Origin of the sequence: Paenibacillus cucumis (ex Kampfer et al. 2016) (assembly GCF_019748695.1) — a bacterium.
Taxonomy (GTDB): Bacteria; Bacillota; Bacilli; order Paenibacillales; family Paenibacillaceae; genus Paenibacillus; species Paenibacillus polysaccharolyticus.
In genome coordinates this window covers 21342-35843 of the sequence record NZ_JACLIC010000003.1, presented here as the reverse complement: position 1 = coordinate 35843, position 14502 = coordinate 21342, and the positions used below count along the sequence as shown (strand labels likewise).

The following is a 14502-nucleotide window of genomic DNA, read 5'->3' as shown; positions in this document are numbered from 1 at the left end:
ACTACTCGGTGCCTTTTGTTTTGGCAACGATCTCTTCAGCGATGCTCTTAGGAACTTCTTCATAGTGGGAGAGTTCCATTGAGAACACGCCGCGTCCTTGAGTACCCGAACGAAGAGTTGTAGAGTAACCAAACATCTCAGAGAGAGGTACCTTAGCACGGATGATTTGAGCTCCACTACGGGAATCCATACCTTCAATGCGGCCACGACGGGAGTTCAACATACCCATTACGTCACCCATATACTCTTCTGGAACAGTTACTTCTACTTTCATGATAGGCTCAAGCAGAACTGGACTACATTTGTCTTTCGCTGCTTTCAGCGCCATAGATCCGGCAATTTTAAATGCCATCTCGTTGGAATCGACATCATGGTAAGATCCGTCTACGATAGTAGCCTTAACGTCAACAAGCGGGAAGCCTGCGATAACGCCGTTTTTCATTTGCTCTTCAATCCCTGACAATGCAGGTTGAATGTATTCTCTTGGTACGGAACCACCGACAACCTTACTTTCGAACTGGCTGCCTGTACCCGGCTCGAGAGGTTCGAATTCAACCCATACGTGACCGTATTGACCACGACCACCGGATTGACGTACGAATTTACCTTCAACGCGCGCTGGAGCACGGAATGTTTCGCGGTAAGCTACTTGTGGTTTACCCACAGTAGTTTCTACCTTGAACTCACGACGCATACGGTCGATGATGATATCAAGGTGAAGCTCACCCATACCTGCCAAGATTGTTTGACCTGTTTCTTCGTCAGTATGAGCGCGAAGAGTTGGATCCTCTTCCGTCAACTTACCGAGAGCCACACCCATTTTATCTTGGTCAGCTTTGGTTTTAGGTTCAACAGCGATTTCGATTACCGGATCAGGGAAGTTCATGGATTCCAGGATAACCGGATGTTTCTCATCACATAGTGTATCACCTGTACCTGTATCTTTCAAACCAACAGCTGCTGCGATATCACCGGAGTAAACTTCAGTGATTTCTTGACGGCTGTTTGCGTGCATTTGAAGGATACGACCGATACGCTCACGTTTGTTTTTAGTTGCATTCAATACATAAGAACCGGATTGAAGTACACCGGAGTATACGCGGAAGAATGTCAATTTACCAACGTAAGGGTCAGTCATGATTTTGAAAGCCAATGCAGAGAATGGCTCTTCATCGGAAGACTTACGAACCGCTTCAGTTCCATCCTCAAGGAGACCCTTGATTGCTGGAACGTCAACTGGAGCTGGCAAGTAGTCGATAACAGCATCCAACATCAGTTGAACACCTTTGTTACGGTATGAGGATCCACAGATAACTGGGAAGATCTTAACATCTACAACACCTTTACGGAGAGCGGATTTAATCTCATCAATAGTGATTTCTTCGCCTTCCAGATATTTCATTGTAAGTTCTTCATCAAGCTCTGCAACACGCTCAATCAATTCGTTGCGAAGTTCTTCAACTTGCTCAACGAATTCCGCAGGAATATCGGTTTCTTCAATATCTTGTCCCAGGTCATCTTTATACATATGAGCCCGTTGAGCAACGATATCAATGATACCTTTGAAATCATTCTCAGCACCGATTGGAAGTTGAATCGCAACAGCGTTCGCTTGAAGGCGATCACGCATGTCAGATACAACGTTCAAGAAGTCAGCACCGATGATATCCATTTTGTTTACATATGCGATACGAGGTACGCCGTACTTGTCAGCCTGTCTCCATACAGTTTCAGACTGAGGCTCAACGCCTTCTTTCGCACTGAATACACCTACTGCTCCGTCCAATACACGAAGGGAACGTTCAACTTCAACAGTGAAGTCAACGTGTCCCGGGGTATCAATGATATTTACGCGGTGACCTTTCCAAGCAGCGGTAGTCGCAGCGGAAGTAATCGTAATTCCGCGCTCCTGTTCCTGTTCCATCCAGTCCATTGTCGCAGCGCCTTCGTGAACTTCACCGATTTTGTGCGTACGTCCTGTGTAAAACAAGATCCGCTCAGTTGTCGTGGTTTTACCCGCATCAATATGAGCCATGATCCCGATATTACGTGTATTTTTCAAGGAGAACTCTCTAGCCATGAAATGGGTCTCCCTTCAAAATTGAAGTTTATTTTTGTGAACTGAATCCTACCAACGGTAGTGAGCAAACGCTTTGTTCGCTTCAGCCATTTTGTGCGTATCTTCACGTTTCTTAACGGAAGCGCCTGTGTTGTTGGAAGCGTCGATGATCTCAGCCGCCAAACGCTCTTCCATTGTTTTCTCACCGCGGTTGCGGGAGTAGTTCACGAGCCAACGTAAACCCAAAGCAGTACGTCTCTCTGGTTTTACCTCGATTGGTACTTGGTAGTTGGCACCGCCGACACGGCGAGCTTTAACTTCCAGGACTGGCATGATATTTTTGATTGCTGTCTCAAATACTTCCATCGGGTCATTACCCGTGCGTTCTTGGATCAACTTGAACGCATTATACAGAATGCTTTGAGCAACACCGCGTTTTCCGTCGAGCATGATGCGGTTGATCAAACGAGTAACCAACTTGGAGTTGTATACCGGATCTGGCAACACGTCTCTTTTCGTAACTGGACCTTTGCGTGGCATGGATATCCCCCTTTCTTTCTTGTTCAGCAGTCCCTGCACCTTCCAGACCTAAGCCAGAAGGCTTTCAGGCAATCTGCTTATCGTAATTTAGGCTTTTTTAGCTTTTGGACGTTTAGCACCGTATTTAGAACGAGCTTGCATACGGTTGTTCACGCCTGCAGTATCGAGAGCTCCACGAACGATGTGATAACGAACCCCTGCAAGGTCTTTTACTTTACCTCCGCGGATCAATACCACACTGTGCTCTTGAAGGTTATGTCCGATTCCCGGGATATAAGCAGTTACCTCGAGACGGTTCGTCAAACGAACACGGGCATATTTACGAAGTGCAGAGTTCGGTTTACGTGGAGTCATTGTACCTACACGAGTGCAGACACCACGTTTTTGTGGGGCACTGATGTTAGTGGATTCACGTTTCAAAGCGTTGAACCCTTTTTGCAAAGCTGGTGATTTTGACTTCTCAACTTTTGCTTGACGTCCTTTACGAACCAGTTGGTTAATAGTTGGCATGTGATTGCCACCCCCTTCCTCAATTATTCATGTTTCTTTACAAACCTTTATCTAAGCCCACAGACCCAGGCGGTTCATAAAAAGACAAATGAAAAGTTTTTGCCTTGGAGAATCCTTAAATGTTCTCGGACAAAAACGTTCCTTACCGTATCATTTTACGACAGCAGCCATCGCTGCTCCCACCCCAATCCCGCACGCTTTGCCGAGATTTTTCATTGTGTCCACTTTCGTGTACTTCACATTGTGTTGTTCACACAAAGCAATGATTTTGGAAGTGAGCTGCGGATCACTATCTTCTGCGACATAGACTTCTGAAGCCATTCCTGTCTGCACTGTCCGCATGGTCTGTTTGGTACCAATCTTGACATGAGCATCTTGCAAGCCTTTTTCATTAGACATCATACATTCCTCCGAATAGGACCAATTACAATCAGCTGCCCACGCACCTTTGATATATTAGCATCTAGCGCAAGCATTGTCAATGCTATTCCAAAAAGTTTTTATAAAGTTTGTGTACATCAGGATTCGTCCGCTTGGATATTACAAACGTCGCTTCCTGACATACACATTCTTTAATTCCTCAGAACGAGGAAATCTATATTAGTCTACCGAAACTGGCTCCAGTTCTTCTACAGAAGATTGGCCATCTTCAGGCTCAGCAAATTTGATACTGCGGTAACGGTTCATACCCGTACCAGCAGGGATCAGCTTACCGATGATAACATTTTCCTTCAGACCGAGCAACTGATCCACTTTACCTTTGATCGCTGCATCCGTCAGTACACGTGTTGTCTCTTGGAACGATGCCGCAGAGAGGAAGGAGTCTGTTTCAAGGGATGCTTTTGTAATACCGAGCAAGATTGGTTTTGCAACCGCTGGCTCTTTATCACTCAGAATCGCAATTTTGTTCGCTCTTTCGTACTCATGCGTATCTACAAATGATCCTGGCAACAATGTTGTATCTCCCGCATCAACGATACGGATTTTACGTAACATTTGACGGATCATAACTTCAACGTGTTTGTCATTGATTTCTACGCCTTGGTTACGGTATACGCGCTGTACTTCCTGCAAAATGTAGTTCTGTACGCCACGTACGCCTTTGATGCGTAGCATTTCTTTCGGGTCGATAGAACCGTCTGTCAACTCGTCACCCGCTTCAATTTCCATACCTTCGCTTACGCGAACACGGGAACCGTAAGTAACAGAGTATACTTTGGATTCTGCTTCACCTTGAATTTCGATTTCACGACGGTCTTTCGCTTCGCGAATCTCTTTAACCACACCGTCAATCTCACTGATTGTTGCTTGACCTTTAGGATTACGGGCCTCAAACAACTCCTGGATACGAGGCAAACCTTGCGTGATGTCGTCTCCGGCTACACCACCGGTATGGAACGTACGCATTGTAAGCTGTGTTCCTGGCTCACCAATGGATTGTGCGGCAATGATACCAACCGCTTCACCAATCTCCACGTGTTTACCTGTCGCAAGGTTGCGACCGTAACACTTCTTGCAGACACCATGACTTGCACGGCAGCTGAGAACGGAACGGATTTGCAATTTGGTTACGCCAGCTTTGATAATCGCTTCTGCTTTGTCAGAGTCGATCAACTCATTGCGGCCAGCGATAATTTCTTTTGTTTCCGGATGACGAACAGTTTCGAAGCAGTATCTGCCTTCAATACGGTCGTAGAGATCTTCGATGACCTCTTTACCATCCTGGATACGACTAACCGTAAAGCCTTTATCTGTACCACAATCGTCTTCACGCACAATTACGTCTTGGGCTACATCTACGAGACGACGAGTCAGGTAACCTGAGTCGGCTGTACGCAGGGCTGTATCCGCGAGACCTTTACGCGCACCGTGAGTGGAAATAAAGTACTCGAGTACTGTCAGACCTTCACGGAAGTTCGATTTGATTGGGAGTTCGATAATACGACCAGACGGGTTGGCCATCAGACCACGCATACCACCCAATTGAGTGATTTGCGATTTGTTACCCCGTGCTTTGGAGTCAACCATCATCATAATGGAGTTATAACGATCCATGGATTTCATCAAAATATCCGTGATGTCATCTTTGGATTTTGACCAGATATCAATGATACGGTCATAGCGCTCTTCATTCGTAATCAAACCACGACGATACTGGTTCGTAACGATCTGAGCTTTATCTTCGGACTGTCTGAGAATTTCGAATTTCTCAGGTGGAACGACAACATCGGACACGGCTACGGTAATACCCGCACGCGTCGAATACGTGAATCCAAGTTGTTTAATTTTATCCAAAATAACCGCAGTTTCGGTTGTATGATAAATTTCAAAACAACGAGCGATGATGGAACCGAGGTATTCTTTGCCGACACCGCCAGCTTGAGGAGCATTCATGATTGCCTCTCTCAAGTCAGTACCTTTCTCATAAACAAATGAATGATCGGCTGTACCTTGATACAGGTTCGCGCGAGTCGCATCATTGATATAAGGGAAGGTTGCCGGGAAAATTTCATTAAAGATAATTTTACCGATCGTAGTCAGCAACATACCTTTTTGTTGCTCTTCCGTGAAGCTTGTTTTACCAAGCGCCTTAACTGGAATAGCTACACGCGCATGCAGTCCGGCAGTACCCCGTTGGTATGCAGATACAGCCTCATTGACTGTACGCAGAACCATACCTGTACCCTTCTCTTCTTTGTTGTCCATTGTCAGATAGTACGAACCAAGAACCATATCCTGGGAAGGAGTTACAACCGGTTTACCGTCTTTCGGGTTCAAAATGTTACCTGATGCAAGCATCAAGATACGCGCTTCCGCTTGAGCTTCAGCAGACAATGGAACGTGCACGGCCATTTGGTCACCGTCAAAGTCGGCATTGTATGCCGTACATACGAGTGGGTGAAGACGAATTGCTTTACCTTCAACCAAAATCGGTTCAAACGCCTGAATACCGAGACGGTGAAGCGTAGGGGCACGGTTCAACAGAACCGGATGCTCCTTGATGACTTCTTCAAGAACATCCCATACTTCAGGACTCACACGCTCAACTTTACGTTTTGCGCTCTTAATGTTGTGGGCAAGCCCTTTATTCACAAGCTCTTTCATCACAAAAGGCTTGAATAGTTCCAGTGCCATATCTTTAGGCAGACCGCACTGATACATTTTCAGGTAAGGTCCGACAACGATAACGGAACGGCCGGAGTAGTCAACACGTTTACCGAGCAAGTTCTGACGGAAACGACCTTGTTTACCTTTCAGCATGTGGCTGAGGGATTTCAAAGGACGGTTACCCGGACCTGTAACAGGACGTCCACGACGACCGTTATCGATCAAGGCGTCAACTGCTTCTTGCAGCATCCGCTTTTCATTTTGCACGATGATATCTGGCGCGCCCAGGTCAAGCAGACGTTTCAGACGGTTGTTCCGGTTAATTACACGGCGATACAAGTCATTCAAGTCAGACGTAGCAAAACGTCCACCATCCAGTTGTACCATCGGACGAAGTTCCGGCGGAATGACAGGAAGTACATCCATGATCATCCACTCTGGGTTATTGCCAGAGTTACGGAATGCTTCAATCACTTCCAAACGTTTGATTGCACGGTTACGACGTTGTCCTTGTGCAGTGCGAAGCTCTTCCTTCAGGAATTCAAGCTCTTTCTCCACATCAAGGTCTTGAAGCAATTTTTTAACTGCTTCTGCACCCATGCCTGCTTGGAAGCCGTATCCGTATTTTTCACGGTAGCTGCGATATTCCTTCTCGGACAACAGCTGTTTTTTCTCCAATGGAGTTTCTCCTGGATCAGTTACTACATATGATGCAAAATAAATGATCTCTTCGAGAGATCTTGGAGACATATCCAGTGCGAGACCCATACGGCTCGGAATACCTTTGAAGTACCAGATATGCGATACCGGAGCAGCAAGCTCAATATGGCCCATACGTTCACGACGGACTTTCGCACGTGTTACTTCAACGCCACAGCGATCACAGACAACGCCTTTATAACGAACGCGTTTGTATTTACCGCAATGGCATTCCCAGTCTTTTGTAGGGCCAAAAATCTTTTCGCAGAACAGCCCTTCTTTTTCCGGTTTCAACGTACGATAGTTGATCGTTTCCGGTTTTTTCACTTCTCCGCGGGACCAAGAACGAATTTTCTCTGGGGAAGCAAGCCCGATCTTCATGTATTCGAAATTGTTGACGTCCAACAAGGAGCAACCCTCCTTAACCAATTCCTGTATTCTAGGTTACGCATGCCCCGGCTGTAGCCGGAGCATGACGTGAGCCTGATGAAAAACGCCGGTCATCATGCGCCCGAAGCGATTATTCCGCTCCGACCTCTGTACCCTCAAGGTTGAGGCTGAGCTTATCGCTCGCAGCGTCATCTTCATCGTCCATTTCTTTCATTTCAATCTCTTGCTCATCTTCACTCAAAATCTTAACGTCCATACCCAAGCTTTGTAGCTCTTTGATCAATACTTTGAACGACTCAGGAACACCTGGTTCCGGTACATTCTCGCCTTTGACAATGGACTCGTACGTTTTCACCCGACCAACAACGTCATCGGATTTAACCGTCAAGATTTCTTGCAGAGTATAAGCGGCACCATAAGCCTCAAGCGCCCAAACTTCCATCTCCCCGAAACGCTGTCCACCAAATTGGGCTTTACCACCCAGCGGTTGTTGCGTAACAAGTGAGTAAGGACCTGTGGAACGGGCATGGATTTTATCGTCAACCATGTGTGCCAGTTTGATCATGTGCATGACACCAACGGTAACTTCACGTTCAAACTCTTCACCAGTACGACCATCATACAGCACGGTTTTACCATTACGTTGCATACCTGCTTCTTCCATTGTATCGAAGACGTCATACTCTTTCGCCCCGTCGAATACAGGTGTTGCTACGTGGATACCAAGCTGCATTGCTGCCATACCCAAGTGAACTTCAAGCACTTGACCGATGTTCATACGCGAAGGTACGCCCAGCGGGTTAAGAACGATTTGAACCGGTGTACCGTCTGGCAGGAAAGGCATATCCTCTTCCGGCAAGATACGGGCCACGACCCCTTTGTTACCATGACGTCCGGCCATTTTATCACCCTCGGAAATTTTCCGTTTTTGAGCAATATAAACACGAACGAGTTGGTTCACACCTGGTGGCAGTTCATCTCCGTTTTCACGGGTAAATACTTTCACGTCAACCACGATACCATCGGTACCGTGAGGTACACGCAGAGATGTATCACGTACTTCACGTGCTTTTTCACCAAAGATTGCATGCAAGAGGCGTTCTTCTGCAGTCAGCTCTGTTACCCCTTTTGGTGTAACTTTACCAACCAGAATGTCGCCAGCAGCAATTTCGGCACCAATGCGGATAATACCACGCTCATCCAGATTACGCAGCGCTTCTTCCCCAACGTTAGGGATATCACGTGTGATCTCTTCAGGTCCGAGCTTCGTATCACGAGCTTCCGACTCATATTCCTCGATATGGATGGATGTATATACATCTTCCTTAACGAGTTTTTCGCTGAGTAGGATCGCATCCTCATAGTTGTAACCTTCCCATGTCATGAAGGCAACGACTACGTTGCGTCCAAGAGCAAGTTCACCCATTTCCGTCGAAGGACCATCAGCAAGGATGTCGCCAGCTTTAACAGCAGCGCCTCTTTTTACGATCGGACGTTGGTTGATGCATGTTCCTTGGTTCGAACGCATAAATTTGTGTAATTTATATTTAACGATATCGCCTTTGACTTCTTGACCGTCAACCTCTTCTACACGACGAAGCCAGATCTCGTTCGCAGAGGAACGTTCAATAATTCCGTCGTAATCGGCAACAATACATACACCGGAGTCTTTCGCAGCTTTGTGTTCCATACCCGTTCCTACAAGCGGAGCTTTAGGAATCAAGAGTGGAACCGCCTGCCGTTGCATGTTTGATCCCATGAGGGCACGGTTGGAGTCATCGTTCTCAAGGAACGGAATGAGCGCTGTAGCGACGGATACAACCTGCTTAGGAGATACGTCCATGTAGTCTACTCGTTCACTCGGCATCGTAAGGATGTTATCCGACTGTTTGTTGTAACGTACAATGATCGCATCTTCTGCAAAAGTGCTATCTTCGTTCAGCTTCGCATTCGCCTGAGCGATAACATAGTTGTCCTCTTCGTCTGCTGTCAGATAATCAATCTGCTCAGTGACAACACCAGTCTTCGGATCAACCCAACGATATGGAGCTTCAATGAAGCCATATTCGTTCACACGCGCAAACGTCGACAAGGAGTTGATCAAACCAATGTTTGGTCCCTCTGGTGTCTCGATCGGGCACATCCGTCCATAGTGGGATGGATGGACGTCACGGACTTCCATGCCGGCACGCTCACGAGTCAAACCGCCCGGTCCGAGTGCGGACAGACGACGTTTATGCGTCAACTCGCCCAGCGGGTTCGTTTGATCCATAAACTGTGACAATTGGGAGCTACCGAAGAACTCTTTAATCGATGCGATGACTGGACGGATGTTGATCAATGCCTGTGGTGTAATGACATTCGCATCCTGGATGGACATTCTTTCACGAACCACACGCTCCATACGGGACAAACCGATACGGAACTGGTTTTGCAAAAGTTCACCCACAGAACGCAGACGACGGTTACCCAGGTGATCGATATCATCCGTGCTTCCAATGCCATGCAACAAATTCAGGAAGTAACTGATGGATGAAATGATATCCGCTGGCGTGATGTTTTTCACGGACTTGTCAATGTCGCCATTGGCAATCAGCTTAACCACTTTACCATCTTCAATTGGTGAAAACACATCAATCGTTTGCATCGGGATATCATTGGCATCCAAAACACCGTTCCCCACGTGATATGTGCGGAATCCAACGCTTTTCTCCAGGTGAGGCATGATTTCGTCGAGCAAACGACGGTCAACCATCTGACCTGCTTCTGCAATAATTTCACCTGTTTCAGCGTCGATCAAAGATTCAGCCAAACGCTGATTAAACAAACGGTTTTTGATGTGAAGTTTTTTGTTGATTTTGTAACGACCTACGTTTGCAAGGTCGTAACGTTTTGGATCAAAGAAACGAGCAACGAGCAAGCTTTTCGCGTTATCCAGCGTTGGTGGCTCGCCTGGACGAAGGCGCTCATAGATCTCAATGAGAGCTTTCTCGGTGGAATCCGTGTTGTCTTTGTCCAGAGTATTACGGATATATTCGTCATTACCAAGCAAATCCAGAATCTCAGCGTCTGTGCCAAAACCAAGGGAACGCAGGAGAACCGTAACCGGAATTTTACGCGTACGGTCGATCCGGACATAAACAACATCCTTCGCGTCCATCTCCAGCTCCAGCCAAGCGCCGCGGTTAGGAATTACTGTAGCGGTATACGTTTTTTTCGCGTTCTTATCTACTTTGGTACTGAAGTAAACGCTAGGAGAGCGAACCAACTGGCTGACAATAACCCGTTCAGCACCATTAATAATAAATGTGCCGGTGCTGGTCATCAGCGGGAAATCTCCCATGAATACTTCCTGCTCTTTGACTTCTCCGGTTTCCTTATTAATGAGCCGGACTTTCACCCGAAGTGGTGCTGCATAAGTAACGTCGCGTTCTTTCGCGTCGTCTACTGTATACTTCGGTTCTCCGAGACTGTAATCGATAAATTCCAAAATCAAGTTACCTGTAAAATCCTGGATCGGCGAGATATCCTGGAACATTTCGCGCAACCCTTCCTCCAAAAACCAATCATACGATTTCTGTTGGATTTCAATCAGGTTCGGAACTTCGAGTATCTCGTTAATTCGTGCATAACTGCGCCGAGTGCGTCGACCATATTGAACAAGATGTCCTGCCAACTTAAACTCACCCCTCAATGTCTACTCACTTTAAAAATTTCGTTGCGAACCTCTGTTTGTAACCTTATAATGGTACACATACAGAGCAAAGCAATGCACCCGCAAATAAAGAAAAGCCCTTATTCGAAATGTCGTTCGATAAAAGAGCAACTTTGATCGGCGGATGTCTTTCCAAATCATTCTTATCCCCAGTTTGCCCAAAATGTACATATTATACGCCAAACATAGGCATAATAAGCCCGGTTCGGCGTAAAAAAAGGTTGACATTTTTAGTTAGCTAAAGCCAAGTAGGGCATCTTAATACTGACATTTTACAACTATACCACGCCTTGAATTTCAAGTCAATAGTCCTATTGCAAAAAAAATGATCCCCTGCTTACTTTACAAATTCGAATGTATCTCTCAATCCCTCTACTCTTCTTTCAACGCTTTGAAGATTCGGTAGCCTTTATCCTTCGTCACTTCTTCCACTCGTGTAAACAACGATTCCAACTTCGCTTTCGCAGAAGGTGCCCCTTGTTTCTTTTGAATGACAATCCATAACGCCCCGCCTACCTTCAAATGATCATACGCCTGCTCAAAGATCGTGTGAACCGTTTCTTTGCCAGCTCGAATCGGAGGATTAGTCAAGATCACGTCGAAATCCCGCTTCTTTACTTCAGTCAGTAGATTGCTCTGCAATACAGTAACATTGACAATGCCATTCCCTTTGGCATTTTCTTTGGAAAGCTCAACCGCTCTTTCATTGATATCGATCATGGTGACATGCCCATCCGGTACAAGTTTTGCTGCTGTAAGCCCGATTGGCCCGTAACCACATCCCACATCGAGAACATGAGCGCCTGACGGCAGTTCCATCGCATCAATTAACACTCTGCTGCCATAATCGATTCCGTTTTTAGAAAAAACACCAGCATCCGTCACCAGTCGCAGACTGATCCCACGAAGCACCGCTTCTGCGGCCTTGCGGTCATGCGCTACTTGTGGTTTGTCCGAATAATAATGATTGGACATGCCCTCACTCACTTTCCATAGTTACATTTACAGCAACAAACCCCTTGATATAAGTCAAGGGGTTTGTTGTTTTGTTCATTCAGCTTGGATAAGCTAAATTATTTAACTTCGATTGTAGCGCCAGCTTCTTCAAGCTTAGCTTTGATTGTTTCTGCTTCTTCTTTAGAAACTTTTTCTTTCAATGCTTTTGGAGCGTTGTCAACTACTTCTTTAGCTTCTTTCAAGCCAAGACCAGTGATTTCGCGAACCGCTTTGATAACGTTGATTTTGGAAGCGCCAGCGCTTGCCAAGATTACGTCAAACTCGGATTGCTCAGCTTCAGCCGCAGCCGCGCCGCCACCTACAGCAGCTACTGGAGCTGCAGCAGTTACGCCGAATTCTTCTTCGATTGCTTTAACAAGATCGTTCAGTTCCAGTACAGTCATGCCTTTGATTGCTTCCAAGATTTGCTCTTTACTCATGATTGAACCTCCATATATAATTTTATTTTTTTGTATTTCATTACTGCTAGGCAGTATTCAGATCAAGTAGCTTATGCGCCTTGTTCTTCTTTGTCTGCAACAGCTTTAACCGCAAGCGCGAAGTTGCGAACTGGCGCTTGAAGCACGCTGAGGAGCATGGAGAGGAGACCTTCGCGTGATGGCAGTTCTGCCAACGCTTTAACTTCTGCTTCTCCAATTACACGACCTTCTACGACAGCACCTTTCAATTTCAGTGCATCGTTCTTTTTCGCGAAGTCGTTCAGAATTTTGGCTGGAGCTACAGCATCTTCTCCGCTGAATGCAATCGCAGTAGGACCTGTCAGAACGCTATCGAGTTCTGTCAATTCTGCTGCTGCAGTTGCACGGCGAAGCAATGTGTTTTTCAGCACTTGGAATTCGATTCCGGCTTCACGAAGCTGCTTGCGCAGTTCAGTAGCTTGGGCAACGTTCAATCCGCGGTAGTCAACAACAACTGTTGTCACGCTTTCGCGCAATTTTGCTGTTACAACATCAACGGACTCTTGTTTTGCTTGAATCACTTTTGCGTTTGCCAATCTGTACACCTCCTGATCAAATTTATCCCATTAAGAAAAGCCTCCGTAGAATCACGAAGGCTTGATATATACTCGCATCCGATTTGCATCGTTCAAGTTGTATAATCACACCTCGGTAGGAAATTAAGCCATATGGCACCTACTGTCTACGGCAAGCATATTCAAATGTCAACGGTCAGTCACTCGGACTCACAACTTTTATAGAATATCAGAACAGGGCGAACCTGTCAAGAATATTTTATCTAAAAGCTGCTGCGTTCACGCGTGCACCAGGGCCCATCGTAGAAGAAAGACTTACGTTCTTCAGATAAACACCTTTAGCTGCCGCCGGTTTAGCACGGTTCAGAGCATCCATGAGAGCTTTGAGGTTCTCATTCAATTGCTCGGAAGAGAAAGAAGCTTTACCGATCGGTGCATGAATTTGACCTGCACGATCCAGACGATATTCGATTTTACCGGCTTTAATTTCTTGAACAGCCTTAGTTACATCGAAAGTTACCGTTCCGGCTTTAGGGTTAGGCATCAGACCTTTACCGCCGAGCAGACGGCCCAATTTACCTACTTCACTCATCATATCCGGTGTCGCTACGCAGACGTCGAATTCGAACCAGCCTTGTTGGATTTTGTTGATCATGTCTGCATCACCAACATAGTCCGCGCCAGCCGCTTCCGCTTCTTTCGCTTTGTCACCTTTTGCAAATACCAATACGCGTTGTGTTTTACCTGTACCGTGTGGCAAGACAACAACACCACGTACTGCCTGGTCTTGCTTACGAGGGTCTACGCCCAAACGAACTGCTGCTTCGATCGTTTCATCGAATTTTGCAGTAGCTGCCTTTTTCACAAGCTCTACAGCTTCTGAAGGCTCGTAAGTTGCTTCGCTGTCGATCAGCTTAGCAGCTTCCAGGTATTTTTTACCGTGTTTAGCCATGTTATATTCCTCCTTTGTGGTTTTAGCGGATATACCTCCCACATTGACCGGCCGCGAATCGGCCGGCTTTACGAAGCCATGTTTCGTGTGAAAATTAGTCTTCGATGGTGATACCCATGCTGCGGGCAGTACCTTCAACCATACGCATTGCGGACTCAACGTCAGCAGCATTCAGGTCAGGCATTTTTGTTTCCGCGATTTGACGTACCGCGTCACGTTTAACGGTAGCAACTTTTTTCTTGTTCGGCTCGCCGGATCCTTTTTCAACTTTCGCTGCCACTTTCAACAGAACTGCTGCAGGTGGAGTTTTAGTGATGAATGTAAAGGAACGGTCCTCGAATACAGAGATCTCAACTGGAATGATCAATCCTGCTTGGTCAGCTGTACGAGCGTTGAATTCTTTACAGAATGCCATGATGTTGACACCTGCTTGACCCAATGCCGGACCTACTGGTGGTGCTGGATTTGCTTTACCTGCTGGAATCTGCAGTTTTACCATTTTGATTACCTTTTTTGCCATGATAGACACCTCCTTGCAA

Annotated in this window: 11 protein-coding genes and 1 other annotated feature; all 11 genes read right to left on the bottom strand. The window is 46.3% G+C overall.

Translation table 11 applies throughout. From position 1 onward, the window contains the following. Position 1 precedes the first annotated feature (1 nt). The 11 genes from fusA to rplK all read right to left on the bottom strand — a co-directional run bounded on the left by fusA (position 2) and on the right by rplK (position 14483). A complete protein-coding gene (fusA, locus tag H7T88_RS01725) occupies positions 2-2080 on the bottom strand; it encodes an elongation factor G (protein ID WP_154960498.1) in 2079 nt (692 codons plus the stop codon). Positions 2081-2128: 48 nt separating this feature from the next. After that, positions 2129-2599 carry a 30S ribosomal protein S7 gene (gene rpsG, locus H7T88_RS01720; protein ID WP_056697679.1) on the bottom strand — a complete coding sequence of 157 codons (471 nt, stop codon included), beginning with the start codon at positions 2597-2599 and terminating at the stop codon, positions 2129-2131. A gap of 87 nt (positions 2600-2686) precedes the next feature. Continuing rightward, entirely contained in the window at positions 2687-3109 is a 423-nt protein-coding gene (gene rpsL / locus H7T88_RS01715) for a 30S ribosomal protein S12 (protein ID WP_017692070.1), read from the bottom strand. Positions 3110-3259: 150 nt separating this feature from the next. Next, positions 3260-3508, bottom strand: coding sequence for a ribosomal L7Ae/L30e/S12e/Gadd45 family protein (locus H7T88_RS01710; protein ID WP_090924680.1), 249 nt, complete (start codon positions 3506-3508; stop codon positions 3260-3262). 201 nt (positions 3509-3709) lie between these two features. Further along, positions 3710-7324, bottom strand: a complete 3615-nt coding sequence (gene rpoC, locus H7T88_RS01705; protein ID WP_154892114.1) for a DNA-directed RNA polymerase subunit beta' — start codon at positions 7322-7324, stop codon at positions 3710-3712. 112 nt (positions 7325-7436) lie between these two features. Continuing rightward, on the bottom strand, positions 7437-10982 hold the full coding sequence (rpoB, locus tag H7T88_RS01700; RefSeq protein WP_090924682.1) for a DNA-directed RNA polymerase subunit beta: 3546 nt from the start codon (positions 10980-10982) through the stop codon (positions 7437-7439). Positions 10983-11393: 411 nt separating this feature from the next. Beyond that, positions 11394-11996 (bottom strand): class I SAM-dependent methyltransferase, encoded by a 603-nt coding sequence (locus H7T88_RS01695; RefSeq protein ID WP_090924683.1) that lies wholly within the window; start codon positions 11994-11996, stop codon positions 11394-11396. A gap of 98 nt (positions 11997-12094) precedes the next feature. Continuing rightward, positions 12095-12457: a 50S ribosomal protein L7/L12 gene (rplL, locus tag H7T88_RS01690; RefSeq protein ID WP_090924684.1), complete on the bottom strand. Its 363-nt coding sequence runs from the start codon at positions 12455-12457 to the stop codon at positions 12095-12097. A 71-nt stretch (positions 12458-12528) separates the two neighbouring features. After that, a complete protein-coding gene (gene rplJ, locus H7T88_RS01685; protein WP_090924685.1) occupies positions 12529-13032 on the bottom strand; it encodes a 50S ribosomal protein L10 in 504 nt (167 codons plus the stop codon). Positions 13033-13055: 23 nt separating this feature from the next. Continuing rightward, positions 13056-13202 (bottom strand) — a sequence feature (ribosomal protein L10 leader region). A 68-nt stretch (positions 13203-13270) separates the two neighbouring features. Beyond that, on the bottom strand, positions 13271-13963 hold the full coding sequence (gene rplA, locus H7T88_RS01680; RefSeq protein ID WP_090924686.1) for a 50S ribosomal protein L1: 693 nt from the start codon (positions 13961-13963) through the stop codon (positions 13271-13273). 94 nt (positions 13964-14057) lie between these two features. After that, entirely contained in the window at positions 14058-14483 is a 426-nt protein-coding gene (rplK, locus tag H7T88_RS01675; RefSeq protein WP_017692062.1) for a 50S ribosomal protein L11, read from the bottom strand. Between the last annotated feature and the right edge of the window lie 19 nt (positions 14484-14502).